Origin of the sequence: Actinomadura sp. 9N215, from assembly GCF_044326345.1 — a bacterium.
GTDB lineage: Bacteria > Actinomycetota > Actinomycetes > Streptosporangiales > Streptosporangiaceae > Spirillospora.
In genome coordinates, this window is record NZ_JBIRBA010000013.1 from 22,463 (window position 1) to 47,742 (window position 25,280).

General features: G+C 73.8%; 18 protein-coding genes. 9 read left to right on the forward strand and 9 right to left on the reverse strand.

The genetic code is table 11. From position 1 onward, the window contains the following. Positions 1 to 101 precede the first annotated feature (101 nt). The gene (locus ACH34T_RS21950; RefSeq protein ID WP_395994063.1) at positions 102 to 1,541 is read right to left on the reverse strand and encodes an LVIVD repeat-containing protein; all 1,440 of its coding nucleotides are present in this window, start codon (positions 1,539 to 1,541) and stop codon (positions 102 to 104) included. Positions 1,542 to 1,708: 167 nt separating this feature from the next. On the opposite strand from ACH34T_RS21950, the gene ACH34T_RS21955 reads away from it, so the two are divergent. Beyond that, positions 1,709 to 3,235 carry an ABC transporter substrate-binding protein gene (locus ACH34T_RS21955; RefSeq protein WP_395994064.1) on the forward strand — a complete coding sequence of 509 codons (1,527 nt, stop codon included), beginning with the start codon at positions 1,709 to 1,711 and terminating at the stop codon, positions 3,233 to 3,235. Positions 3,236 to 3,238: 3 nt separating this feature from the next. On the opposite strand, the gene ACH34T_RS21960 is transcribed toward ACH34T_RS21955, so the two are convergent. Continuing rightward, positions 3,239 to 3,985, reverse strand: a complete 747-nt coding sequence (locus tag ACH34T_RS21960) for a polysaccharide deacetylase family protein (RefSeq protein WP_395994065.1) — start codon at positions 3,983 to 3,985, stop codon at positions 3,239 to 3,241. A gap of 235 nt (positions 3,986 to 4,220) precedes the next feature. Between ACH34T_RS21960 and ACH34T_RS21965 the strand changes: the two genes are divergently transcribed. Further along, positions 4,221 to 5,006, forward strand: a complete 786-nt coding sequence (locus ACH34T_RS21965; protein ID WP_395994066.1) for an MBL fold metallo-hydrolase — start codon at positions 4,221 to 4,223, stop codon at positions 5,004 to 5,006. Here the strand turns inward: ACH34T_RS21965 and ACH34T_RS21970 are convergent. Then, positions 4,997 to 7,228, reverse strand: coding sequence for an ATP-dependent RecD-like DNA helicase (locus tag ACH34T_RS21970; protein WP_395994067.1), 2,232 nt, complete (start codon positions 7,226 to 7,228; stop codon positions 4,997 to 4,999). The genes ACH34T_RS21965 and ACH34T_RS21970 overlap by 10 nt on opposite strands. Before the next feature lie 159 nt (positions 7,229 to 7,387). On the opposite strand from ACH34T_RS21970, the gene ACH34T_RS21975 reads away from it, so the two are divergent. Beyond that, on the forward strand, positions 7,388 to 9,520 hold the full coding sequence (locus ACH34T_RS21975) for a M28 family peptidase (RefSeq protein WP_395994068.1): 2,133 nt from the start codon (positions 7,388 to 7,390) through the stop codon (positions 9,518 to 9,520). Here ACH34T_RS21975 and mtnA read toward each other — a convergent pair. Beyond that, positions 9,497 to 10,531, reverse strand: coding sequence for an S-methyl-5-thioribose-1-phosphate isomerase (gene mtnA, locus ACH34T_RS21980; RefSeq protein ID WP_395994069.1), 1,035 nt, complete (start codon positions 10,529 to 10,531; stop codon positions 9,497 to 9,499). The two genes, ACH34T_RS21975 and mtnA, sit on opposite strands and share 24 nt — an antisense overlap. Positions 10,532 to 10,681: 150 nt before the next feature. Between mtnA and ACH34T_RS21985 the strand changes: the two genes are divergently transcribed. From ACH34T_RS21985 to ACH34T_RS22000, 4 genes are all read left to right on the forward strand, one after another. Next, complete coding sequence (locus ACH34T_RS21985) at positions 10,682 to 11,389, forward strand: hypothetical protein (protein WP_395994070.1); 708 nt, start codon at positions 10,682 to 10,684, stop codon at positions 11,387 to 11,389. Then, positions 11,386 to 12,900: a DNA polymerase Y family protein gene (locus tag ACH34T_RS21990; protein WP_395994071.1), complete on the forward strand. Its 1,515-nt coding sequence runs from the start codon at positions 11,386 to 11,388 to the stop codon at positions 12,898 to 12,900. Before ACH34T_RS21985 ends, ACH34T_RS21990 begins: the two co-directional genes overlap by 4 nt. Beyond that, the gene (locus ACH34T_RS21995) at positions 12,893 to 16,189 is read left to right on the forward strand and encodes an error-prone DNA polymerase (protein WP_395994072.1); all 3,297 of its coding nucleotides are present in this window, start codon (positions 12,893 to 12,895) and stop codon (positions 16,187 to 16,189) included. The genes ACH34T_RS21990 and ACH34T_RS21995 overlap by 8 nt, the downstream gene beginning before the upstream one ends. Before the next feature lie 126 nt (positions 16,190 to 16,315). Beyond that, positions 16,316 to 18,298, forward strand: a complete 1,983-nt coding sequence (locus ACH34T_RS22000) for a protein kinase (RefSeq protein ID WP_395994073.1) — start codon at positions 16,316 to 16,318, stop codon at positions 18,296 to 18,298. Between the two features lie 22 nt (positions 18,299 to 18,320). On the opposite strand, the gene ACH34T_RS22005 is transcribed toward ACH34T_RS22000, so the two are convergent. Together ACH34T_RS22005 and ACH34T_RS22010 are read right to left on the reverse strand one after the other, a co-directional pair. Continuing rightward, positions 18,321 to 20,504, reverse strand: coding sequence for an MMPL family transporter (locus ACH34T_RS22005; protein ID WP_395994074.1), 2,184 nt, complete (start codon positions 20,502 to 20,504; stop codon positions 18,321 to 18,323). A 371-nt stretch (positions 20,505 to 20,875) separates the two neighbouring features. Continuing rightward, positions 20,876 to 21,874: a Ppx/GppA family phosphatase gene (locus tag ACH34T_RS22010; protein ID WP_395994075.1), complete on the reverse strand. Its 999-nt coding sequence runs from the start codon at positions 21,872 to 21,874 to the stop codon at positions 20,876 to 20,878. Between the two features lie 183 nt (positions 21,875 to 22,057). On the opposite strand from ACH34T_RS22010, the gene ACH34T_RS22015 reads away from it, so the two are divergent. After that, positions 22,058 to 22,486, forward strand: coding sequence for a PH domain-containing protein (locus ACH34T_RS22015; protein WP_395994076.1), 429 nt, complete (start codon positions 22,058 to 22,060; stop codon positions 22,484 to 22,486). A 25-nt stretch (positions 22,487 to 22,511) separates the two neighbouring features. Here the strand turns inward: ACH34T_RS22015 and ACH34T_RS22020 are convergent, their stop codons facing one another. The 3 genes from ACH34T_RS22020 to ACH34T_RS22030 form a co-directional block, all read right to left on the reverse strand. After that, positions 22,512 to 23,450, reverse strand: coding sequence for a ribokinase (locus ACH34T_RS22020; RefSeq protein ID WP_395994077.1), 939 nt, complete (start codon positions 23,448 to 23,450; stop codon positions 22,512 to 22,514). Positions 23,451 to 23,515: 65 nt separating this feature from the next. Further along, positions 23,516 to 23,734, reverse strand: a complete 219-nt coding sequence (locus tag ACH34T_RS22025) for a hypothetical protein (RefSeq protein ID WP_395994078.1) — start codon at positions 23,732 to 23,734, stop codon at positions 23,516 to 23,518. 55 nt (positions 23,735 to 23,789) lie between these two features. Further along, the gene (locus ACH34T_RS22030) at positions 23,790 to 24,254 is read right to left on the reverse strand and encodes a MarR family winged helix-turn-helix transcriptional regulator (protein WP_395994079.1); all 465 of its coding nucleotides are present in this window, start codon (positions 24,252 to 24,254) and stop codon (positions 23,790 to 23,792) included. Between the two features lie 104 nt (positions 24,255 to 24,358). On the opposite strand from ACH34T_RS22030, the gene ACH34T_RS22035 reads away from it, so the two are divergent. Continuing rightward, positions 24,359 to 25,267 (forward strand): acetamidase/formamidase family protein, encoded by a 909-nt coding sequence (locus ACH34T_RS22035; RefSeq protein WP_395994080.1) that lies wholly within the window; start codon positions 24,359 to 24,361, stop codon positions 25,265 to 25,267. Positions 25,268 to 25,280: the final 13 nt, after the last annotated feature.

Sequence of the window (25,280 nt, forward strand, 5' to 3'; positions counted from 1 at the left end):
ATGGAGCCGGAAGCAGGACGTAGGGCAGAGACCCGTTCCTGAGGGTTGCCCCTGGGGGTCAGGAACGGGCCTCTGCGCGGATGGACCTCAGCTGGGGCCGGTCAGCGGAAGGTCGGCTCCAGCACGTCGACGCCACGCGTGTTGTCGGCGACGTACACGTACCTACCGTGCCAGTACGGCTGCCAGGACGCGGCGTCCGCCGGGCGGTAGTAGGCGATCTGCCTGGGGTTCGTCGGGTCGCGCACGTCCAGGAAGCGGGTGCCCTGCGCGTAGAACGACTGGACGAGGACGCCGTTCCGGACGTCGAAGTAGTGCGCCGAGCAGTCGTCGCTCTTCGGGTCGCTGCCCTCCTTGCCGGCGACGCCCCACGTCCCGACGGTGTGCAGGCGGAACGGGTCCTCCGGCGTGGAGCGCCAGCCCTCGCCCCGGTAGGAGCCCTTCAGCGACGCGATGACGAGCAGCCCGTCGCTGGCGCAGCCGTCGTTGAACGTCTCCTCGGTGACGTACAGCAGCTTGCCGTCGCCCCACCTGCGCGGGTCGGCGGCCTGGTTCCGGGTCCAGCCGGTCGCACGGTAGCTGTTGTGCATGAACGTGGAGTTGGTTGTGGCCTCGTCGAGCCCGCCGCCCGCGTACGGGACGGGGTCCCACGCCTTGGCCGTGCGCCAGCGCTTCTTCACCGGGTCGTAGTGCCGCCCGGACGTGTGGTACCCGCGGACGCCGCCGCGCCCGGACGCCCACGCGACCCCGTCGGAGTCGACCTGGATGTCGTGCGTGTAGTCCGTCTTGCCGTCGTTGCGGCCGGTGTCGATCGGGTCCTCGAACACCTTCGGCTTGGCCGGGTCGCGGACGTCGGTGACCCAGACGGGCCGTCCGCCCCAGTCGGCGGGCATCCAGTTCGCCTTCGCGGGGCCGCCCGTCCACAGGTACCGGCAGTCGTTCACGCAGGTGGTGGTGTGCCCGGCGGGGACCTTCACGTACGTGACGTGGCGCAGGCTCTCCGGCTTGGACGCGTCCACGACGTAGATGCCGGACTCGCCGGTCTGGGTGTTGCCGCCGAACGCGCGCGGGTCCCGCGACAGGTAGATGATCTTGCGTTCGGGGTCGAAGTCGGTGTCCTCGGTCTCCCACATGCCGGGCATGTTCAGCTGCCCGACCAGCTTGGGGACGCGGGGGTCGGCGCTGACGTCGTACGCCTTCAGCCCGAACGTGCCGGTCGCGTACATGATCGTCCGCTTGTGCCGGCCGTGGCCGTAGTCGATGAACATCAGCGAGATGGCGCCCTTGGCGTCGGTCACCCCGCCGACGCGCCGCACGCCCTTGATCGCCTCGGACTTCGCGCCGGTCGCGGCCGTCCGGTGGTAGTGCCCGGAATGGCGGGCGCCACCGGCGCCCTCGGCCTCGGACGCGGACTTCTCGGTCTGGGCTCCGGGCGGCTCGGGCGGGCACGCCCAGGCGGTCCCGGCGGCCGTCAGCGCCACCGCCGCCACGACCGCGCCGCCGCCCCGGACCAGGCGCCGGACGGAACCGGATGTGCGGATCATCGCACCTCCAAGGGAGAGATCATCGCAGGCGCCAGTGTGAACGAGCCGGGAACGTTGATCAACAGTCAGCCGGGTCACGAAATGGACTCAGCACCGTAAGGACTGGTCGGACCTGTCGTCCTGCCGTACCCTCGCGCTCGTCCCGCCTAGGCTCCCGGGAGAGGCCGTTGAAGAGCTCCACCCGCACCGCAGCCCTGATCGCCGGGGCCGTGGCGGTCCTGCTGGCCCCGTTCGCGGCGCTCCGGGCGGCGAGCGGGCCGGACGACCCGCGGATCACCGTCGGCGCCGCGGCCTCGGCGACGCTGCTGCCCGGCGACGTCCGCGACCCGGCCGGACGGATGATCGCGAACGCGGTGTGGACGGGCCTCGTCTCCTACGACCCGAAGACGGGCGCACCGGTGCAGGCCGCCGCCGAGTCGATCACCAGCCCGGACCGGAAGGCCTGGACGATCCGGCTGCGCCCCGGCGGCACGTTCCAGGACGGCACGCCCGTCACGTCCCGCTCCTTCACCGATGCGTGGACGGCCGTCCTGCGCTCGGGCTGGGCGGGGTCGCGCCTGCTCACCGACGTGGCCCGCGTCAAGGGCGCCGAGAAGGGCGCGGACGAGATCCCCGGCCTCAAGGTCAAGGACGCCCGGACCTTCGAGGTGACGCTCGACCGCCCGCTGACCGGGTTCCCGGCGCTGCTCGGCGACCCCGCGTTCTTCCCGCTGCCCGGCGGCGTCCTGAGGTCGCGGGACTGGACGTCCTACGGACGCGCCCCGGTCGGCAACGGCCCGTTCCGCGTGACGTCGCGGAGCGCGCGGGAGATCGTCCTGGAGCCGCGGAAGGGCGGCCGCTCGATCGTCGTCAAGGCGATGCCGGACGCGCGCGCGCAGTACGCCGCCGCCGAGTCCGGCGACCTCGACGTCGCCACGCAGGTCCCGGCCGGCCGGCACGAGTCGATGGAGGCCGACTTCGGCGACCGCCACCGCGCCGTGCCCGGACGCGACGTGACCTACCTGGCGTTCCCCGAGAGCGAGAAACGGCTCGCGTCGCCGACCGTCCGGCAGGCGCTGTCCATGGCGATCGACCGCGCCGCCGTGACCGAGGGCCCGCTCGGCTACCAGTACTCCCCCGCCGACGCGCTCGTCGCGCCCGGCATCCTCCCCGGTCACCGCGAGGGCCAGTGCCGCCCGTGCGTGCACGACGGAAAGGCCGCCGTGGCCGCGCTGGCCGACGCGGGCGGGCTCACCGGACCGCTGAACCTCTGGTACGAGGCGAACCGCGGCGACGACGCCTGGGTGAGGACCGTCGCCGACCAGCTCCGCAAGGAGCTCAGGCTCGACGCGCGCCCGCACCCCGTCACCGGCCTGGCCAAGGCCCTGGACGACCGCGAGGTGGACGGTCCGTTCGTCGTCCACACCACCGCCGCCTACCCCGCGCCGATCGCGGCGCTCGCACCGCTGCTGGACGCCGGGACCGGCTTCGACGACGACTACACCGCCGATCTCGTCGCCCAGGCGGAGCGCGCGGCCACCCCGGACGAGGGCGTGATCCCGGCACGTCTCGCCGAGAGCGCCCTGCTTCGGGACCTGCCGGCGATGCCGCTGTGGACCTACCACGACCACCTGGTGTGGTCGGAACGCGTCCGCGGCGTCACCGCCGGAGCCTTCACCGGCCTCCGCCTCGCCGACCTGTCCGTCAAGGACTGATCGTCACGGCGCGGACGGGCCGTCGTCGGCGGGCTTCACGGCCTTGCCGGTGATCGGCGAGATCGTGCCGGCGCACAGGTCGCGGCTTCGCAGGTTCTCGACGATCGCCGGGATCGCCTCGATGGTCGCCGGATATCCGTCGTGCATGAGGATGACCTCGCCGGACTGGACGGTGACGGCCTCCTCCACGATCTCCTCGGCGGACTTGCCGCTCCAGTCCCGGGTGTCGACGTCCCAGATGATCTCGGCCAGGCCGAGCCCCGCCGCGACCGACTTCACCGTGGCGTCCGTGTTCCCGTACGGGGGCCGGAACAGCGCCGGCGCCGTCCCGGTGATCTTCTTCAGCAGGTCCTGGGTGCGTTCGAGCTCCGTCCGGATCTCGTCCTCCGGCAGCTTCGTCAGCTGCGGATGCGACCAGCTGTGGTTGGCGATCCACATGCCGGCCTCTTTCTCGGCGGCGACCAGCGGCTCGTTCTTCTCCGCCTTCTCACCGATGTTGAACAAGGTGGCCCGGACGCCGTTGTCCCGCAGCGCGGAAAGGAGCGGGACGGTGTATTCCGGCGTGGGGCCGTCGTCGAAGGTCAGGCCCACGTAACCCGCCTCGCACTCGCCGTCCCCGGGCGAGGGCGCCGCATGGGCGGAGGGTGTCGCGGCGACCAGGAGCCCGGCCGCGAGCGCCGCGGCCGCCGCGCGGACGGGGCCGCGGAAGGCCGGGGCGGATTTTCCGGGGGCGGGGGCGTGTCGGGGCATGCGCGTTCCTCACGGTGATCGTCCGCGGGCGGGACCCCAATTGTGAAAACACCCCCGAAACCCATGTCAACAATTCGGCGCGGCCATTCCGGTTTGTGAAATTTCATTCGGCGGATCAAGTCGCGGTTCAGAGCGTGAGTTAATGGAGCGGTCGGTCTCGCCCGCGTCCAGCGGGACGTGTCCGTCGTCCACGAGGTCACACGGCAGGTCGGTGACCTGATCCACGGAGGGTCCAGTGCGCGTCCACCATCTCGACTGCGCTCCCATGCTGGAGATCGAGCCCGCCGACGGGCCGGACGGCCCGCTGCGGCCCGCGCGGGCCGTCGGGCACGTCCTGCTGGTCGAGACGGACACGTCCGGGCTCGTGCTGGTGGACGCCGGCATCGGCCTGGGCGACATCGGTGACCCGTCCGCCCGGCTGTACGACGACTGGGTGGAGCTGGTCGGGCCCACGCTCGACCCCGCCGCGACGGCCGTCCGGCAGGTCGAGGCGCTCGGGTACGCGGCGGGCGACGTCCGGCACGTCGTCCCGACGCACCTGCACCGCGACCACGCGGGCGGGCTGAGCGACTTCCCGGACGCGGCCGTCCACCTGTTCGAGGCGGAGCGCGCGGACGGCGGCAAGACCCCCGCGCAGCTCGCGCACGGCCCGAAGTGGGTCGCCTACGCGGACGGGCAGGGCGAGTCCTGGCACGGGTTCGACGGCGTCCGGCCCCTGGACGGCGTGCCCGAGGACGTCCTGCTGGTCCCGCTCGGCGGCCACTCGCCCGGACACGCCGGCGTGGCGGTGCGGGACGGGGGCCGCTGGCTGCTGCACGCCGGCGACGCGTACATGTACCACGGGGAGGTCGACCGTCCCGAGCCCGTCACGCATCCGCTGATGGAGTTCGTCCAGGAGGGCGCGGAGGTCGACCGGGAGCTGCGGCTCGCGAACGTGGCACGGCTGCGCGGGCTCGCGCGGGGCGGCGAGGTCGAGGTGTTCTGCGCCCACGACCCGTGGGAGCTGGCCCGCTACCGCTGAGACAGCCGGTGCGAGAGGCCGGTGTGGCGGCGGCCCGCGCCCGCCGTGCGGACGGCGGCGGCCAGCGCCCGGCGCGACCCGACGAGGACGACGAGCCTCTTCGCCCGCGTGATCCCCGTGTAGAGCAGGTTGCGGCGCAGCATCATCCACGCGCCGGTGGTGAGCGGGATGACGACGGCCGGGTACTCGCTGCCCTGCGAGCGGTGGATCGTGATCGCGTAGGCGTGGGCGAGTTCGTCCAGCTCGTCGAACGCGTAGTCGACGCTCTCGTCCTCGTCGGTCACGACGGTCAGCGACTGCTCCTCCAGCGACACCGACGTGACGACGCCGACGGTGCCGTTGAACACGCCCGCCTCGCCCTTGTCGTAGTTGTTGCGCAGCTGGGTGACCTTGTCGCCGACGCGGTAGACGCGTCCGCCGTAGCGGCGTTCGGGACGTGCGTCGTCGTGCGGGGTGAGGGCCTCCTGGAGCCGCGCGTTCAGTTCCCCGGCCCCGGCCGCGCCCCGGTGCATCGGCGTGAGGACCTGGACGTCGCGGCGCGGGTCGAGGCCGAACCTGCGCGGGACGCGGTTGGCGACGACGTCCACGGTCAGCTCGGCGGCCTCGTCCTGCTCCTCGCACGGGAACAGGAAGAAGTCGGGGTAGCCGTGCGTCTGCGGGTGGTCGCCGGAGTTGACGCGGTGCGCGTTGACGACGATCCCCGACCGCTGCGCCTGCCGGAAGATCTTCGTGAGCCTTACGCGCGGGATCACCTCGGCGCCGAGCAGGTCGGCGAGCACCTCGCCCGCGCCGACGGACGGCAGCTGGTCGACGTCCCCGACGAGCAGCAGGTGCGCGCCGCGCGGGATCGCCTTGACCAGCTTGTTCGCCAGGATCAGGTCGACCATGGAGCACTCGTCGACGACGACCAGGTCGGCGTCCAGGGGGCTGTCCTGGTCGAACTTGGCGTCGCCGCCGGGCTGGAGCTGGAGGAGCCGGTGGACGGTCGCGGCCTCGTGCCCGGTCAGCTCGGCGAGCCGCTTGGCGGCCCGTCCGGTCGGCGCCACCAGGACGATCTTCGCCTTCTTCGCGGCGGCCAGCTCCACCACCGACCGGACGGTGAAGCTCTTGCCGCAGCCGGGCCCGCCGGTCAGCACCGACACCTTCGACGTCAGCGCCAGCTTGACGGCGTCCTCCTGCTCGGGCGCGAGGTCCTGCCCGGTGCGCTGCCTCAGCCACGGGAGCGCCTTGCCCCAGTCGACGTCGGCGAACGCTTTGAGTCGGTCGGTCGGCGTGTCCAGTAGGTCCAGGAGGCCGCGCGCGAGGGAGCGTTCGGCGCGGTGGAACGGGACCAGGTAGACGGCGGGGATCGTCGCGGCGTCCTCGCCCTCGCCGGGGATCGGCTCCCGGACGACGCCCTCGTCACGGGCCAGCTCGTCCAGCGCCGGGACGATCAGCTCCCGCCCCACGCCGAGGATCTTCTCCGCCGCCGTGACGAGGTTCGGCTCGGGCAGGAAGCAGTGGCCGTCGTCGGCGGCCTCCGACAGCGTGTACTGGAGGCCCGCCTTGATCCGCTCGGGGCTGTCGTGCGGGATGCCGACGGCCTGCGCGATCGTGTCGGCGGTCTTGAAGCCGATGCCCCACACGTCCGACGCGAGCTGGTAGGGCGTCCTGCGGACGGTGTCGATCGACTCGTCGCCGTACCGCTTGTAGATGCGGACGGCCAGCGACGTCGACACGCCGACGCCCTGGAGGAAGACCATCACCTCCTTGATGGCCTTCTGCTCCTCCCACGCGTCGCCGATCCGCTTCGTCCGCTTGGGCCCGAGGCCCTGGACCTCGACGAGCCGCTCCGGCTCCTCCTCGATGATCCGCAGGATGTCGGTGCCGAAGTGGCCGACCATCCGGTCCGCCATCACCGGGCCGATCCCCTTGATCATGCCGGAGCCGAGGTAGCGGCGGATGCCCTGGATCGTCGCCGGAAGCACGGTCGTGTACGAGTCGACCTCGAACTGCTTCCCGTACTTGGGGTGCGAGCGCCACCGTCCGACGAGGCGCAGGCTCTCCCCCACCTGCGCACCGAGCAGCGCGCCGACGACGGTGAGCAGGTCGCTGCCGCTCTTGGCGGTCGCGACGCGGGCGACGGTGTAGCCGGTGTCCTCGTTGGCGTACGTGATCCGTTCCAAGACTGCGTCAAGCTCCGCCGGACGCGGCGCGGCGTCGGGCGTCGGGGAGGTCGGCACGGTCACCATGATGGCCGATCCCCGCGACGGGAGGTCACGATCCCCGCGACGGGAAGTGACGACGGCAACTTGGCCGGATCCGGCAGGCGTTCTAGATCTTGCGGTGATCGCGACGTACGGTCCGGGCGCACCCCGTACGGCGCATGAGAGGTAATGCTGGTGTTCCGCTCCCGAACCCGGGCGCTGGCGGCGCTGACCGCCCCCGCCGTGTCACTGACCCTCATCCTGTCCGCCGCACCCGCCGCGGCGTCGCCCGCAGGCGGCGAGAAACACCCGATCCCCGGCTTCACCGACGAGAACTCCGCGTGGCAGCGGCGGTACGAGAAGCAGTTCAGTGCCGTCCCGTCCGCGAAAGTGGCCCGCGACCTGGACGCCGAACTGGCGAGCGAGCCGGGCCTCGCCACCACCACCGGCGACTGGCGCCGCGTGCAGCGCATCGTGGCGCGCTTCAAGTCGTACGGGCTGAAACCCGAGGTCACGACCTACTACGCCTACCTGTCCATGCCGGAGCGCGTGAAGGTCGAGATGACCGCGCCGGACCGGCGGACGCTGCCGGTCAAGGAGAAGAAGCGGCCCTGGCAGAAGCACTTCGACGACGTCATTCCGGGGCACAACGGGATGTCGCCGTCCGGGGACGTCCGCGGCGAGGTCGTGTACGCCAACTACGGGCGGCCCGAGGACTTCGCGCTGCTGGAGAAGAACGGCGTCTCCGTCAAGGGGAAGATCGTCCTCGCCCGGTACGGGGCGGTGTTCCGCGGGATCAAGCCGCGCGAGGCGGCCAGGCGGGGCGCGAAGGGCGTCCTCATCTACTCCGACCCCGCCGACGACGGGTTCACGAAGGGCAAGGTGTACCCGGAGGGTCCGTGGCGCCCCGCGGACGGCATCCAGCGCGGCAGCATCGCGCAGATCCAGCTCGCGGCCGGCGACCCGCAGACGCCAGGCTGGCCCGCGGTGAAGGGCGCGCACCGGATCCCTCCTTCGGAGGCGCCGATGCTGAAGGACCTCGTCCCGACGACGCCGATCTCCTACGGCGCGGCGGAGCCGCTGCTGCGGGCGCTGAAGGGCGCCGAGGTGCCGAAGGAGTGGCAGGGCGGCCTGCCGTTCACGTACCGCTTCGGGCCGGGCGGGACGGAAGTCCATCTGGACCTGAAGAACAAGTTCGAGGTGCGTCCGCTGTGGAACGTCACCGTGCGCGTCCCGGGAAGCGAGCACCCTGAGCAGGAGGTCATCCTCGGCGCGCACCACGACGCGTGGGCGTACGGGAGCAGCGACAACCTGTCCGGTACGGAGAACGTGCTCCAGGTAGGGCGCGGCCTAGGGAAACTCCTGGAGAAGGGATGGCGCCCTAAGCGCACCATCGTCCTGGCCACCTGGGACGGCGAGGAGTACGGCCTGTTCGGCTCCACCGAGTACGCCGAAGAGCGTGCCAGGCAGCTCCGCAACGCCGTCGCCTACGTGAACATGGACGGCGCCGGCGGCTCGAATTTCGGCCCGTCGACGACCCCGGCCCTGGACCAGTCCGTCATCGACGCGACCAAGGAAGTCCAGTGGCCCGGCACGGACGGCACCCTGTACGAGGCATGGAAGAAGCAGAACGACGGCAAGACGCCGATCGGCCGCATCGGCGGCGGCTCCGACTTCCAGGCGTTCTTCCAGCGGTACGGCGTGCCCGCCATGGACCTGGGCTCGTCCACGACCGGCAGCGCCGGCCAGTACCACTGCTCGTGCGACGACCACTACTGGATGTCGAACTTCGGTGACCCGACCTGGGGCTACCACACGGCGATGTCACGGCTCGTCGGCATCGTCGCGCTGCGGCTCGCCAACGCCGACGTGGTCACGCTCGGGTACCGTCCCTACGCCGCGGAGACGGCGCGGTACCTCGCCGACTTCACCGACGAGCAGCGCAAGCGGCTGGGGTCGGTGGTCGTGGACGTGTCCCGCAGCGTCGCGCAGGCCAAGGCGTGGCAGGACGCCGCACGGGCCCTGCAAGCGCGCGCGGACGAGGCGCTCCGCGACGGCGACACCGCCGCGTTCCGCCGCCTCAACGACCGGATCATGCAGGCCGAACGCGACCTGCTGACCCAGGACGGGCTGCCCGGACGTCCGTGGTACAAGCACCAGATGTACGCGCCCGGCATCGACACCGGCTACGCCACGCAGCGGCTGCCCGCGCTCTACGACGCGCTGTTCGTCGACCGGGACGTCCGTACCGCGAAGGCGTACGAGGCCCGGCTGTACCGCAGCCTGCGCGACGCGACCCGCACCCTAGACCCGCGAGGAGACGGCTGAGGGAGTCGCGCCGGTCGAGACCTCCAGCACGCCCGTCTCGGTGACCAGCGCGGTCACGAGGCGGGCGGGCGTGACGTCGAACGCCGGGTTGACCGCCGCCATCGAGCCGGGGGCGGCGGGCACGCCCCTCCAGGACCGGACCTCCTCGGGGGCGCGCTCCTCGATCGGGATCCCGCCGCCGTCCGGGACGGCCAGGTCGACCGTGCTCCACGGCGCGGCGACGACCAGCGGGATCCCGGCCTCGGCGCACGCCAGCGCCACCCCCAGCGAGCCGATCTTGTTGGCGGTGTCGCCGTTGGCGGCGATCCGGTCGGCGCCGATGACGGCCACGTCCACGAGGCCGCGCAGGATCGTGCTCGGCGCGGCGGCGTCCACCTGGACGGCGCAGGGGATCCCGGCCTGGCCGAGCTCCCACGCGGTGAGCCGGGTGCCCTGGAGGAGGGGGCGCGTCTCGTCCGCGTAGACGAGCTCGACGCGGCGCCGCTCGTGCAGTTCCCGGACGACGCCGAGCGCCGTGCCCCACCCGGCCGTGGCGAGGGCCCCGGCGTTGCAGTGGGTGAGGATGCGGAGCGGCCGGTCCTCCGTCCGGTGGAGGATCCAGTCCGCGCCGAGCGCGCCGATGGCGCGGTTGCCGCGGACGTCCTCGTCCAGGATCGCCTGGGCCTCGGCGACGACCGCGTCCGCGCCCCCGGCGACGAACGGCCGCACCCGGTCGACGGCGGCGGCCAGGTTGACCGCCGTGGGGCGGGCCCCGCGGACGAGGTCGATCGCGGCGTCGCGGCGGGCGTCGTCCCACCCCTCGCGGGTCGCCTGCCGGACGGCGATGGCGACGCCGAACGCGCCCGCCACGCCCAGCGCGGGCGCTCCCCGCACGACCAGCCGCCGGATCGAGTCCACGAGGGCGCCGACGTCGCGCACCACCACGTACTCGACCCGTTCGGGCAGGAGCGTCTGGTCCAGCAGCCGGAGCCCGTCGCCCGTCCATTCGAGGGTCCGCACATCGGTCGTCATGGTGTCCATCATGCCCGGAAAATCCCCGGAAAGCCCCACGCCGCCGGGCTTTCCGCCTCCGCCCGCTCCGCCTCGTGACCTGCGGTAACTTGACATGAGTCGAACCCATGTTCGAAATTGGACGCAGCGGCGGGGAGAGGAGGGACGGGCGTGCCGGAGGCGGCGCTGCGCGAGCTGGCGGCGGCACTCGACACCGGAGTGCCGGACGCGGTGCCCGTGCTGCCCGCGCTGCGCGCCGTCGTCCCCGGCGGCGGGCTGCGGCCCGGCTCCGTCGTCGGCCTCGACGGGCCGGGCGCCGCGTCCCTCGGCCTCGCGCTCGTCGCGGGCGTCTCCCGGCACGGCGGGGAGGACGGCGCGGGCGGCTGGTGCGCGGTCGTCGGCGTCCCGGGCTTCGGCGTCGTCGCCGCCGCGGGCATGGGCGCGGTCCCCGAACGCCTCCTCCTCGTCGACGACCCCGGCGACCGCTGGCCCGACGTGGTCGCCGCCCTCGCCGAGGCCGTCGACCTGATCCTGCTGTGCCCGCCGGAGCGGCCCGGCGCGGCCGCCGTCCGGCGGCTGTCGGCGCTGGCCCGCAAGCACGGCTGCGTCCTCACGCTGACCGGCGCGTTCGCCCGCGACTGGCCCGGCGCCCGGCTCCGCCTCCGGATGGACGACGTCGCCTGGGAGGGCCTCGCCGGGGGGCACGGGCGGCTGGCCGGACGCCGCGTCCAGGTCGTCGCCGAGGGCCGCGACGCGCCGGGCCCCGGCCGCCGCGCCCGCCTCTGGCTCCCCGCCCCGGACGGCGCCGTCAAGCCGGACGAGACCGTCCGGCCGCCGCTGGAGCTCGTCCCCCCGCCGGAAGACAGGGCGATCGCATGACCCGGGTCCTGGTCGTCTGGTGTCCGGACTGGCCCGCCACGGCGGTCGGCGTGGACGCCGCCACCCCGGGGGCCGTGGTCGAGCAGGGGCAGGTCGCGGCCTGCACGGCGGCGGCGCGGGCCGAAGGCGTGCGGCGCGGGCAGCGGCTCAGGGACGCGCAGCGCCGCTGCCCGGAACTCGTGGTGCGGGAGCGCGACGTCGACGCCGAGGGGCGGCGTTTCGAGACGGTCGCGGCGGCGGTCGCGGCGCTGACGCCCCGGGTGGAGGTGGTGCGGCCTGGGCTGTGCGCGATCCCGGCGCACGGCCCGGCCCGGTTCTACGGCGGCGAGGAGGCGCTGCGCGTCCTCGTCCAGGACACGGTCGTCGAGGCCGGGCACGACTGCGGCTCCGGCGTCGCGGACGGGCTGTTCGCGGCGGAGCTGGCCGCGCGCGCCGGACAGGGCGGGGTGGTGGTCCCGGAAGGCGGCGCGGCGGGGTTCCTCGCGCCCTATCCGCTGTCGGTCCTCGATCGTCCTGAGCTCGCCGACCTGCTGCGGCGGCTCGGGATCAAGACGCTCGGCGACTTCGCGGCGCTGCCGTCCGGGCACGTCGCGGGGCGGTTCGGCGCGGACGGCGCGCTCGCGCACCGGATGGCCAGGGGCGAGGAGCCGCGCCCGCTCGCGCCCGTCACCGGCGCCGAGGACCTGACGGTCCGCGGCGACTTCGACCCGCCCGCCGAGCAGTCCGAGCGGGTGGTGTTCGCGGCGAAGCGGCTCGCGGGCGAGCTGCACGAGGCGCTCGCGGCGGGCGGGTTCGCGTGCGTCCGACTGGAGGTCGCGGCCGGGTTCGCGGACGGGCACGTCCTGCGGCGCCTGTGGCGGCACGACGGCCTGTCGTCCCTGGCCGTGGCCGAACGGGTGCGCTGGCAGTTGTCCGCCCACCGTCCGGCGGACGGGTCCGAGGACGTCTGGGGCGGCGTGACCTGGCTGGAACTTGCGCCCGACCAGCTCGTCCCGGACGAGGGGCGGCAGGAGGGCCTGTGGGGCCGGACGTCCGTCACCGACCGGATCGCGCGGGCCGCCGACCGCGTCCAGGCCCTGCTCGGCCACCACGGGATCACGCGGCCGGTGCTCGTCGGCGGGCGCGGGCCCGGCGAGCAGGTCGTCCGCGTGCCGGTCGGCGACCTGCCTCCCGCCGACCTGCCCGAAGGCCCCTGGCCAGGACGCGTGACGGCGCCCGCCCCGGCGTCCGTCCCCCCGACGCCGCCCGACGTCGAGCTGGTCGACGCCGCCGGAGCGCCGGTGGTGGTGTCGGCGCGCTGCGAGGTGTCCGCGCCGCCCGCCGCGCTCGCGCTGCGCGGACGTCCCGCCGCGATCACCGGATGGACGGGCCCGTGGCCCGCCGACGAACGCTGGTGGGACGCCGACCGTTCGCGCCGCCGCGCCAGATTCCAGGTCACCACGGACGACGGCGCCGCCTACCTGCTCGCCGTCGAAGGAGGCCGCTGGCACATCGAGGGCGTCTATGACTAACTGGCACAACCCGCCGATCTCATGGCGGGAGTTCGAGGAGCGGCTGTCGTGGCGCCGGTCCGAGCAGCACCCGTCCGAACAACGCCCGGACGAACCAGCCGAGCCGGACGAGCCGCCGCGCGGTCCCCTTCGCGCCGGGACGGACGTGCCGTGGGCCGAGCTGCACTGCCATTCGTCGTTCAGCTTCCTGGACGGCGCCAGCGACCCGTCCTCGCTCGTCGAGGAGGCGGCGCGGCTCGGCGTGCGGACGATGGCGATCACCGACCACGACGGCATGTACGGCGCGGTCCAGTTCGCGCAGGCGGCGAGCGGCTCCGGGATCGGGACGGTGTTCGGCGCGGAGCTCAGCCTGGGCCTGCCGGGCCCGCAGACCGGCGAGCCCGACCCGGCCGGACGGCACCTGCTGGTGCTCGCGCGCGGCGCCCCCGGCTACGCGCGGCTCTGCTCGGCGATCACAGCCGCGCAACTCGCGGGCGGGCGGAAGGGCCGTCCCGTCTACGACCTGGACGCGCTGGCGGCCGCGCACGACGGGCACTGGGCGGTGCTGACCGGCTGCCGGAAGGGGCCCGTCCCGGCGGCGCTGGAGTCGGGCGGCCCGGACGCGGCGGAGCGGGAGCTGCGGAACCTCGTCGCCATGTTCGGACGCGAGAACGTCTTCGCCGAGCTGATCGACCACGACCAGCCCGACGACGACCACCGCAACGACGTCCTGTTCGAGCTGGCCCAGAAGGTCGGCGTGGATGTCGTGGCGTCCAACAACGTGCATTTCGCGGCGCCGGGTGCGGACGCGAGGCTGGCGCAGGCGATGGCCGCCGTCCGGGCCCGGCGCAGCCTGGACGACATGGTGGGCTGGCTCCCGGCGAGCGGCACCGCGCACCTCAGGAGCGGCGCGGAGATGGCGAAGCGGCTGGCGCGGTTCCCCGGCGTCCAGGAGCGGACGGTCGCGCTCGCCGAGGAATGCCTGTTCGGCTTCGACGTCGTCGCACCTCGCCTGCCGGACTGGCCCGTCCCCGACGGGCACGACGAGGCGAGCTGGCTGCGGCACCTCGTCGACGAGGGCGCGCTGAAGCGCTACGGCCCGCCCGAGCGGGAGAAGGTGTCCGGCGCGTACGCGCAGATCGCCAAGGAACTGGACGTCATCGAGGACCTCCGCTTCCCCGGCTACTTCCTGATCGTCCACGACATCGTCGAGTTCTGCCGCGAGAAGGGGATCCTGTGCCAGGGGCGAGGCTCGGCGGCCAACTCGGCGGTCTGCTACGCGCTCGGCATCACGGGCGTCGACGCCGTCCGGCACGGGCTGCTGTTCGAGCGCTTCCTGTCCCCCGGACGCGACGGCCCGCCCGACATCGACCTCGACATCGAGCACCGCCGCCGCGAGGAGGCCATCCAGTACGTGTACCGCAAGTACGGGCGGGAGTGCACGGCGCAGGTCGCGAACGTCATCAGCTACCGGCCGCGCATGGCCGTCCGGGACGCGGCCCGCGCGCTCGGCTTCTCCCCCGGCCAGCAGGACGCCTGGTCGAAGGGCATCGACTCGCGCGACCCGGTCGGCTCGGAGGCCGACATCCCGGGCCCGGTCATGGAGCTGGCGAACCGGATGCTGCGGCTCCCCCGGCATCTCGGCATCCACTCCGGCGGCATGGTGATCGCGGACCGTCCGGTCGGGGAGATCTGCCCGATCGAGTGGGCGACGATGCCGAACCGCAGCGTCCTGCAGTGGGACAAGGACGACTGCGCCGCCGCCGGGCTGGTGAAGTTCGACCTGCTCGGCCTCGGCATGCTCGCCGCGCTGCACGACTGCTTCGACCTGGTCGACGAGCACCACGGCCGCCGGTACGACCTCCAGTCGATCCCGCCGGACGACGACCTCGTCTACGACATGCTGTGCGACGCCGACACGGTCGGGGTGTTCCAGGTCGAGTCGCGGGCGCAGATGGCGACGCTGCCGCGGCTGCGGCCACGCGAGTTCTACGACCTGGTGGTGGAGGTGGCGCTGATCAGGCCCGGCCCGATCCAGGGCGGGTCCGTCCATCCGTATCTGCGGCGGCGAAAGGGCCTCGAACCGGCCCGGTGCCCGCATCCGCTGATGGAGCCCGCGCTGTCGCGGACGCTCGGCGTCCCGCTGTTCCAGGAGCAGATGATGCAGCTCGCCGTCGACTGCGCCGGCTTCACGCCCGCCGAGTCGGACCAGCTCCGCCAGGCGATGGGCGCGAAACGCGCGCCCGAGCGCGTCGAGCGGCTGAGGGCGCGCCTGCTGGACGGCATGGCCGAGCGCGGCATCCCCGCCGACATCGCCGAGAGCGTGTACGAGAAGATCCTCGGCTTCACCGGGTTCGGGTTCCCGGAATCGCACGCGCAGAGCTTCGCGCACCTGGTGTACGCGAGCTCCTGGCTGAAGCGGCACCATCCGGCCGCGTTCACCGCCGCGCTGGTGCGCAACCAGCCGATGGGCTTCTACTCCCCGCAGAGCCTCCTGGCCGACGCCCGGCGGCACGGCGTCGTGGTCAGGGGCGTGGACGTCAACGCCAGCGACGTCCACCCCACGCTTGAGGAGGCCGTGGAGGTCGACTCCGATCATCCGCACGCGCCGTCCGAGCCGCAGCCCGCGATCCGGCTCGGCTTCGCCGGGATCCGGAACCTGGGCGACGCGGCGGCGGAGGCCATCGCGGCGGGACGGCCCTACGCGAGCATGGAGGATCTGGCGCGGCGGGTGCCGCTGTCGTCCGGGGCGCTGGAGGCGCTCGCGACGGCGGGCGCGGTCGACCGGTTCGGGCTGTCGCGGCGGGAGGCGCTGTGGGCGGCGGGCGCGCTCGCGGGCTCGGGCCCCGGGCAGCTGGAGGGCGTGACGCCGGGCGCGTCCGCCCCGCCGCTGCCCGCGATGACGCCGATCGAGGAGACGCTCGCCGACCTGTGGGCCACCGGCGTGTCCCACACCCATCCCGTCGCGCACGTCCGGGAGGCGCTGGACGAGCTGGGCGCGCTGTCGTCCACCCGCCTCGCGGAGACGCCGGGCGAGACGAACGTCGTCGTCGCCGGGCTCGTCACCCACCGGCAGCGTCCCCCGACCGCCGGCGGCATCGTCTTCATGACCCTGGAGGACGAGACGGGCATCATCAACGTCGTGTGCCCGCCGCAGGTGTTCCAGCGGCACCGCGGCCTCGCCGTCGACTCGCAGGCGCTGCTGGTCAGCGGGCGGCTGGAGCGCGCGGACGGCGTCGCCAACGTCCGCGCGACCCGGCTGCGGCGGCTCCCCGTACCAGGACGCGTCCGCGCCCGCAACTTCCACTGACGGCGGATCGGGCGGCCCGCGCTAGAACCTCGCACCGTCCTCTGTCATCGTATGGATCGTTGGGGCCGCGTGCCGCCGTGGGTGCGGTCGCCAGGACGCGGCTCATGGGGGCGGAAGGTGATCTCCATGGACGCGACCTCCCTGCGTGAGCTGCGCCCAGACGATCCCACGCGGATCGGCTCGTACCGCATCGAAGCCAAGATCGGCGAGGGCGGGATGGGCGCGGTGTACCTCGGCCGCGACCCGGGCGGGCGGCCCGTGGCGGTCAAGGTCGTGCGGCCCGCGCTGGCGGGCGACCGGACGTTCCTCGCCCGCTTCCACGACGAGGCCGCCAACGCGCAGCGCGTCGCGTCGTTCTGCACCGCGCAGGTCCTGGAGCACGGCGATGACCTCGGCCTCGCCTACATGGTCACCGAGTACATCGACGGCCCGTCCCTGCTCGACCACGTCGCGGAGAAGGGCGCGCTGTCGCCCGGCATGCTGCACGGCGTCGCGGTCGGCGTGGCCGCCGCGCTCGTCGCGATCCACAGCGCGGGGCTGGTGCACCGCGATCTCAAGCCGAGCAACGTGCTGCTGTCCATCTCCGGCCCCCGCGTGATCGACTTCGGGATCGCGCGGGCGCTGGACATGGCGTCGTCGCACACCCGCACCGGCCAGGTCGTCGGCACCCCCGGCTGGATCGCGCCCGAGCAGATCACCACGCAGAACATCACCCCGGCGGTGGACGTGTTCGCGTGGGGCTGCCTCGTCGCGTACGCGGCGAGCGGGCGCAACCCGTTCGGGCAGGGCTCGTTCCAGATCCTGGCGGCCCGCGCCGTGCACGCCGAACCGGAGATCGGCGACCTGCCGGGGTCGCTGTCCGGGCTCGTCCGGTCGGCGCTGCGCAAGGACCCCGAGCAGCGGCCCAGCGCCCGCGACCTGCTGCTCGCCCTGGTCGGCGGCGCGGGCGAGGCGGACGTGACGTCCGAGCTGGGCCAGACGTGGTCGGCGCCGCCGCCCGTCTTCCCGGCCGGCGGCGACCCGAACGCCACGTCCCGGGACGTCACCGCCCCGGCCCCCGTCACCACCCCGGTCCCGCCGCCCGGCCCGTCGCCGTCGCCCGTGCCCGCTCCCGGGCCGACCCCGCTGACCACACCGTCCACCGAGCGGGTCGAGTACGGGTACTCCCGGCGCACCACGTTCATCGTGTCCGCCGTCGCGGCCGCCCTCGTCGCCGCCGCCGTCGCCGCGGGCCTCTACTACCTCGCCCGGCCGGACGACGACCGGCCGAGCGGGGGCGGCGCGCCCGCGACGGCGCTCCCGTCCGGGCCGATGCTCGTCCGGATCGACACGGCGTCCGGCTGGCCGAAGGAGTGCCACGGCGACCTCGGCCTCTACAAGCCCGGCGACCGGACCGCGACGACGCTCGTCGGCGGGCCGCAGTGCGACATCCTCCCCGAGCGGTCGCCGGACCAGAAGCGCATCGCGTTCACCAGGCAGCTCGACAAGGCGGCCGAGGCGTGGGTGGTGAACGCCGACGGCGGCGGCGCGCGGAAGGTCACCGACATCGTCCGCGGCAGCCGGGTCACGTGGTCGCCGGACGGCGCCCGCCTGGCCTACGTCGCCGAGAAGGACGGCTTCCGGCAGATCTTCACGATCCCCCTGGACGGCGGCCGGGCCACCCAGCTCACCACCGACCCCTCGTTCAAGGACGACCCGATGTGGTCGTCGACGAACCGGATCGTCTTCTGGAGCAGGCAGACCGGCGACGACCAGATCTACACGCTCGACCCGGGCCGTCCCGGCTCCCCGTGGACGCGGCTGACCAAGGACGGCGTCCGGTCCGTCGACCCGGAGTGGTCCCCCGACGGGCGCCGGATCGCCTTCACCCGCGGCCCCGACGAGCACAGCAACATCTGGATCATGAACGCGGACGGCTCAGGACCGCGCCAGCTGACCACCGGCGCCGAGGACGACATGGACCCGGCGTGGTCCCGCGACGGCAGCTGGCTCTGCTACGTGCGCGGCGCGGTCGCCAGCCCGGTGATCCACGCCGTGCGCGCGGACGGCACCGGCGACCGCGTCCTCACCCCGGCGAACCGCACCTTCGGCCACCCCTACTGGGGGTAGTCGGCGGGCCGGCGGCCGCGTGCTAGTCGCCGCGGGACGCGGCGGCGGGCTCCCCCGGGGTCTCCGGCGCCCCCGGGGCGCCGACGGCCGGGGGCTGGAAGCGGGCCAGGGCGCTCGGCCACCACATGTGCCGTCCGACGTCCAGGTTCAGGGCCGTGACCAGCACCGACCGGACGATGAACGTGTCGAGCAGCACCCCGAACGCGACCGCGAAGCCGAGCTCGGCGACGAACACCAGCGGCAGCGACCCGAGCGCCGCGAACGTCCCGGCGAGCACCGCGCCCGCCGAGGTGATGACGCCGCCGGTCGCGGCGAGCCCGATCAGCGCGCCGCGCCGCGTCCCGGCCCGTTTCGCCTCCTCGTGGACGCGGGTCATCAGGAAAATGTTGTAGTCGGTGCCGAGCGCGACGAGGAACACGAACGACCACAGCGGGAACGACGGGTCCGCCGAGTGGAATCCGAACACGTGGTTGAACATGAGCGCGCTGACGCCGAGCGCCGCCCCGTACGACAGCACGACCGTCGCGACGAGGATCAGCGGCGCGACGAGGGCGCGCAGCAGCATCGCGAGGATGCCGAACACGACGACGAGGACGATCGGGATCACGAACTTCTGGTCGCGGCGGGACGCGTCGTTGATGTCGAGCGTCACCGCCGACGAGCCGCCGACCTCGGCGTTCGCGCCCGGCACGGCGTGCACGGCGTCCCGCGCGTTCTTGACGGCGGTAAACCCGCGTTCGGTGTCGGGCCCCGCGGCGAGCGTGCCCTCCAGGTAGACGAGGCCGCCGGACGGCTGCCCCGGGTTGTCGCCGGCGAGCTTGACGTCCGCGATGTCGGGGACCTTGGCGAGGGCGGCGCGGACGGCGTCCTGCGTCCCGTCCTTGGCGACGATCTGGATGGGCGAGCCGCTGCCCGCCGGGAAGTGCCGTCCGAGGACCTCCTCGCCCGTGACCGAGTCGGGCTTGCCGGTGCTGAACGACTCGCTGGCCGGCAGCGAACCCGTCCGCAGCCCGAACAGCCCGGCCGCGAGCGCGCCGAGCACGACGGCCGTGACCAGCCACGTCACCCGCGGCCTGACGGCGACGGCGGCGCCGACCCGCGCCCACATCCCGCGTTCGGCGGGCTCGTCCGTGCCGAACCTGGGGCGCCGCGGCCAGAACATCCACCGCCCGCAGATCACCAGCAGCGCGGGCAGCAGCGTCACCATCGCGGCGAGCGCGACGGCGACGCCGATCGCCATCACCGGGCCCATGCTCTTGGTGGAGTTGAGGGTGGCGACGAGCAGGCACAGCATGCTCAGCGCGACCGTCGATCCGCTCGCGACGATCGCGGGCCCGGCGCGGTGCAGCGCGATCGCCATCGCCTCGTGCCGGTCCTTGTGCCGCCGCAGTTCCTCCCGGTAGCGGGCGATGAGCAGCAGCGCATAGTCGGTGCCCGCGCCGAACACGAGCACGGTCAGGATGAACGCCGCCTGCCCGTTCACCGTGAGCCCGGCGTACTCGGCCAGCAGGTAGATGGCCGCCTGCGCCGCGATCAGCGCGAACCCCACGCAGACCAGCGGCGCGAGCCACAGGATCGGGCTGCGGTAGGTGAGCAGCAGGATCCCGATGACGATGGCGGCGGTGATGAACAGCAGCGACTTGTCGAACCCGGCGAACACGTTGCTGAAGTCGCCCGCGTACCCGGCCGGTCCGGTGACGTGCGCCTCAAGGCCCGGGGCGCCCTTCTGGACGATGTCGCGGTAGTCGTCGACGGCCGGGCCGAGCAGATCCCACCCGTCGTTGCCGACCTGGACGTTGACGAGGGTCTCCAGCGCCTTCCCGTCCTTCGACGGGACCGGGCCCTGGACGCTGACGGCGAGCCGCCGCGGCGGAGCCGAGCCCTTGGGGTCGCCGGTGACGGCCTGGAGGCGCGGCACGTCCGCCGCGGCCTTCGCCCGGTCGGCGGCGGTGATCGCGGCGCCGTCCCGGTGGTAGACGACCACGGCGGGGAACGTGTCGGCGGGCACGAACCGCTCGGACAGCTCGACGATCCGCGTCGACTCGGCGTCCTCGGGCAGCCACGCCGACGCCTCGTTCGACTGCGCGCCGGTCAGCTTGCCCGCGAGCGGCATCGCCACGGCGAGCAGAACGATCCAGACCCCCAGCACGACCCACTTGCCGCGCCGTCCGCAGGGCAGGGAGGCGAACTTGTACGCACGCGTCATCGGAACCCCCAGTTTTTCAGGCCACCGATCTTCCGCCGCCGATTCCCGCTCGGCAAGACATATCGCGTCTTAAGGGGCCCGGAGGCCGGTTCCGGTCAGCCGCTTGCGCAGACCCCGGCACGCAGTCCGGGCACTGTTCCCGCTGCTCAGGCTCCCGGTCGACCCCAGCCCTCATCCCCGCCCTCACGCCCCGGCCGCCCCCCGCACTCAGGCCCCGGTCGGCCTCGGCGCTCAGGCCCGTCCCTCGAACCCGGTCAGCCCCGGTCCTCAGGTCCGGTCCTCAGGTCCGGTCCTCAGGTCCGGTCCTCAGGTCCGGTCCTCAGGTCCGGTCCTCAGGTCCGGTCCTCAGGTCCGGTCCTCAGGTCCGGTCCTCAGGTCCGGTCCTCAGGTCCGGGGCTCGGGTCCGGTGGTCGGGGGCCCGTTCTGAGGTCGCGGTGCTCGGGTCCGGTGATCATGTCGAGGCGGCGGAGGATCACGCCCTCGCGCAGCGCCCAGGGGCAGATCTCCAGCTTGGTGAGCTCGAACAGGTCCATCGCGGCGTCCGCGACGATCGCGCCGGCGAGCAGCTGCGGGGCGCGCCGCTCGGACACGCCGGGCAGCTCGGCCCGCTCGGCCGCCGACATCGACGCCAGCTTCTCCGCCCAGTCGGTCAGGTCGTCGCCCGCGAGCGACCGCCGCTGGTACGGTCCATCCGCCGACGGCGCGGCGCCCGCGATGCGCGCGAGCTGCTTGAACGTCTTGGACGTCGCGACCGCGTGGTCCGGCGGGCCGTACCGGGTGACGTCCCCGACCCGGCGCGCGATCTCCGCCCGGACGTGCCGCCGCATTCTGCGGGCCTCGTCCGGGGGCGGCGGGTCGGCGGTGAACCGGTCCCGGGTCAGCCGGCCCGCGCCGAGCGGCAGCGAGAACGCCACGTCCGGCTCCTCGTCGATGCCGGACGCGATCTCCAGCGACCCGCCGCCGATGTCGACCACGAGCAGCCGTCCCGACGACCAGCCGAACCAGCGCCGGACCGCGAGGAACGTCAGCCGCGCCTCCTCCTCGCCGGACAGCGCCCTGATGTCGATCCGCTTGTCGGCGCGGATGCGCTCCAGGACCTTCTCGCCGTTGGCGGCGTCGCGGACGGCGGACGTCGCGAACGCGACCAGGTCCTCGACGCCCTTGTCCTCCGCGATCTGCAGCGCGTCGTCGACGAAGTCCCGCAGCTGGGTCTCGCCCTCGTCGGAGAGGCGGTCGCGTTCGTCCAGATGGTCGGCGAGGCGCATGTCCGCCTTGTGCGAGAACGCGGGCAGGGGCCGGGCTCCCTCGTGGGCGTCCACCACCAGCAGGTGCACGGTGTTCGATCCCACGTCCAGCACGCCGAGTCGCATGCTTATGACGCTAGCGGACGGCCTGCTAAAGACCAGGGCAGACCACCCCGCAACAGGCCATGACCGGCGCATTACCTACACAGTGTGACGGCGAGGACACAGAAATATGACCGTCCGGCCCCATCGGCGGCGGGGCCGGTGGCCGGCGACGGCTACGGTGTCGGGCATGAGGGGGTGCCGGGCATGACGACCGGATCGGAACGGCGCTGGCGCGTGCCGCACGGGCAGGTGGCGGTGAAGTGCGCGGGGGCGGCGGCCGTCACGGCGCTCGTCGTCCTCTACAGCCAGGACCGCCAGTTCCTGTTCCTGGCGGTCGCGGCGGCCATCGGCCTGAACGCGCTCGCGCTGCGCGACCTGGTCGCCCCCGTGCGGCTCGCCGCCGACGGCGACGGCGTCACGGTCGTGACCGGCTACGCGAGGCGCCGCCGCGTCCGGTGGGACGAGGTGACCGCCATCCGGGTGGACGAGCGGCGCCGGCTGCTCCTGCACACCCGCATGCTGGAGATCGAGACCGTAGACGACCTGCACCTGCTCAGCGCGTTCGACCTGGGCGCGGACGTCCACGACGTCGCCGACGAGCTGTACCGGCTCCGCGCCCGCACCGGCCCCTAACCCCGCTCCGTCACGGGCCCGCCGGTCACAGACCTGCGGGGGGCGGGGGGAGGTCGTCTGGGGTGGGGAAGGAGCTCTGCGCGCCCGCCCGGCGGACGGCGGCGGCCCCGGCCCGTGCGGCGTAGCGGGCCGCGTCCGGCAGCGCGTCGCCGCGCGCGAGCCGCAGGCACAGGGCGGCGGTGAACGCGTCGCCCGCGCCGGTCGTGTCGACCGCCTCCGCCTCCGGGGACGCGATCCGGATCGGCGCGGCGGCGCCGGGGGCCGTGCCGTCCGCGACCACGGCGCCGTCCGCGCCGAGCGTCACGACGACCGACCGGGGCCCTGACCCGGCGAGCTCCGCCGCCATCGCGCGCGGATCCCGGGGGGCGCCCTCGCCCAGCAGGTAGGCGGCCTCGTGCTCGTTGACGACGAGGGGGTCGCAGCGGGCGAGCAGCTCGTCCGGGACGGGAGCGGGCGGCGAGAGGTTGAGGACGATCCGCCCACCCGCCCCGGCGGCGACGCGGGCGGCGGCCTCCACGGCGGGCAGCGGCACCTCCAGCTGGAACGACACGACGGACGCGCCCGCGATCATCGCGCGGGCCGCGGCGACGTCGTCCGGGCCGAGCCGGGCGTTGGCGCCGGGCGAGACGATGATGCTGTTGTCGCCGTCAGGCCCGACCGTGATCAGCGCGACGCCGGTCGGCGCGCCCGGCGTCGTGACCAGGTGGGCGAGGTCCACGCCGTCCGCCGCGAGGGCGCGGCGCAGCAGCTCGCCGTGGCCGTCGTCGCCGACCCGTCCGACCAGCCCGGCCCGGGCGCCGAGCCGGGCCGCCGCGACCGCCTGGTTGGCGCCCTTGCCGCCCGGGTGCGTGGCCAGGTCGGAGCCGAGGACGGTCTCCCCCGGCGCGGGCCGCCGGTCGACGCCGACCACCAGGTCTGCGTTGACCGATCCGACGACGACGACATCCCAGTCCCGTGTGCCCACGGTGTAACGGACTACAGGGGCCGGGGCCGTCCGCGCAACCGCGCTCCGCCCAGACCCTGGCCCGGTCACCGCATGCGCAGCTGGGCCAGGTCGACCACCTCGGACAGCTCCGCCACGGACGGGTAGTACCCGCGGCCGACGAACGCGCCGTCCTTCGTCGCCAGCAGCGCGCTCTCGCCCCGCACCCCGGCGAACTCCGCCCACACCCGGTGCGCCCCGCTGAGCCGTACCGCGGTCACCCGCAGGCCGCCGGGCCCCGTCCAGCTCCTTTGATCATCCCCCATGCACAGAACGTTATGCTCTGTGACTTTCCGTGACTCACGCGGCCTCCGTGCCGGGTCACGAGCTGTTCCATGCGCGCTGACGGCGGGCGATCTTCTGGAACGCGTCCTTGAACGCGGTGAAGCGCTCGTCCCCCAGCTCCCGCCGGTGGCGCCGCTCGATGGCGGCGAGGATGGCGCGGGCCTTGGCGATCTCGTCGAGGCCGTGCTCGGTCGGGACGACGCGCTTGGCGCGGCGGTCGGCGGGGTCGGGCTCGCGCCGGACGTAGCCGAGGGCGGCGAGCTCGTCGACGATCGTCCCGACGATCTGCTTGTGCTGGCCGGACCGGGCGGCGAGCTCGGTCGCGCGCAGCCCGTCCCGGTCGAGGAACGCGAGGACGGTGCCGTGCCGCGGCCGGACGTCCGGATGCCCCTGCTCGGCCAGGCGCTGGAACAGCTCCTCCTGGAGTGCCCGCATCAGCTGTCCGGCCAGCATGCCCAGGTCGGGGTCCGCGCGCCCCGCGCCCGTGGACGCCGCCTCCATGACCGCCTCCATTAGTCACTAAGCTTGACTGTCAACGCTCACGACTGTAGCGCGCTCCCCATAGGGTCGGGCCCGTGGAACGCCGAGACTCCGTTGGAGGAGCGATGCACATCCGCCGCACGAGCGTGCACCATGCCTGGGACAACGCGATCGCGCCCGTCGCGACCGTCGCGCCGGGCGACGAGCTCACCGTCGAGACCGCCGAGGCGAGCGGCGGGCAGCTCGGCGCGGACTCCGGCACGGCCGAGGTCGCCGCGCTCGACTTCGGCCGCGTCAACCCGGTCACCGGCCCGTTCCGCGTCGACGGCGCCGAACCCGGCGACGCCCTGGTGATCGACGTCCTCGACCTGGAGACCGGCGCCTGGGGCTGGACGGCCAACATCCCCGGCTTCGGCTTGCTCGCCGGCGACTTCCCGGACCCGCACCTGCGCGTCTCCAAGATCTCCGGCGGGTTCGCCGAGCCGCTGCCCGGGCTCCGCGTCCCGGTCGTCCCGATGATCGGCACGATCGGGGTGGCGCCGCCCGAGCCCGGCGCGCACTCGATCGTCCCGCCGCGCCGCTGGGGCGGGAACATGGACGTCCGGCACGTCGGGCCGGGCGCGCGGCTCGTCCTGCCCGTCGGCGTGGACGGCGCCCTGCTGTCCCTCGGCGACGCGCACGCCGCGATGGGCGACGGCGAGGTGTGCGGCACGGGCATCGAGACCGACGGCGTGGCCCGACTCCGCGTGGACGTCCGCAAGGGCGCCGCCCCGCCCACCCCGATGATCGAGACGCACCCCCGCACCCACCGGACCGGCGCGGCGCTCGCCACCACCGGCGTCGGCCCCGACCTCATGCAGGCGGCCAAGGACGCCGCCCGCACCCTCATCGACGAGATCGCGGCCCGCACCGGCCTGGCCCCCGTCGACGCCTACCTCCTCGCCAGCATCGCCGCCGACCTGAAGATCTCCGAGGTCGTGGACGTCCCCAACTGGATCGTCTCCGCCCACATCGAACTGTCCTACCTGGCCTGAGCGGCGGGCCGCG

What these genes read in the sequence shown, in the direction of transcription:
- ACH34T_RS21950 (WP_395994063.1), bottom strand. Translation starts at nt 1,541, where the DNA reads ATGATCCGCACATCCGGTTCCGTCCGGCGCCTGGTCCGGGGCGGCGGC.
- ACH34T_RS21960 (WP_395994065.1), bottom strand. Translation starts at nt 3,985, where the DNA reads ATGCCCCGACACGCCCCCGCCCCCGGAAAATCCGCCCCGGCCTTCCGC.
- mtnA (WP_395994069.1), bottom strand. Translation starts at nt 10,531, where the DNA reads ATGACGACCGATGTGCGGACCCTCGAATGGACGGGCGACGGGCTCCGG.
- ACH34T_RS21990 (WP_395994071.1), top strand. Translation starts at nt 11,386, where the DNA reads ATGACCCGGGTCCTGGTCGTCTGGTGTCCGGACTGGCCCGCCACGGCG.
- ACH34T_RS21995 (WP_395994072.1), top strand. Translation starts at nt 12,893, where the DNA reads ATGACTAACTGGCACAACCCGCCGATCTCATGGCGGGAGTTCGAGGAG.
- ACH34T_RS22000 (WP_395994073.1), top strand. Translation starts at nt 16,316, where the DNA reads ATGGACGCGACCTCCCTGCGTGAGCTGCGCCCAGACGATCCCACGCGG.
- ACH34T_RS22005 (WP_395994074.1), bottom strand. Translation starts at nt 20,504, where the DNA reads ATGACGCGTGCGTACAAGTTCGCCTCCCTGCCCTGCGGACGGCGCGGC.
- ACH34T_RS22010 (WP_395994075.1), bottom strand. Translation starts at nt 21,874, where the DNA reads ATGCGACTCGGCGTGCTGGACGTGGGATCGAACACCGTGCACCTGCTG.
- ACH34T_RS22015 (WP_395994076.1), top strand. Translation starts at nt 22,058, where the DNA reads ATGACGACCGGATCGGAACGGCGCTGGCGCGTGCCGCACGGGCAGGTG.
- ACH34T_RS22025 (WP_395994078.1), bottom strand. Translation starts at nt 23,734, where the DNA reads ATGGGGGATGATCAAAGGAGCTGGACGGGGCCCGGCGGCCTGCGGGTG.
- ACH34T_RS22030 (WP_395994079.1), bottom strand. Translation starts at nt 24,254, where the DNA reads ATGGAGGCGGCGTCCACGGGCGCGGGGCGCGCGGACCCCGACCTGGGC.
- ACH34T_RS22035 (WP_395994080.1), top strand. Translation starts at nt 24,359, where the DNA reads ATGCACATCCGCCGCACGAGCGTGCACCATGCCTGGGACAACGCGATC.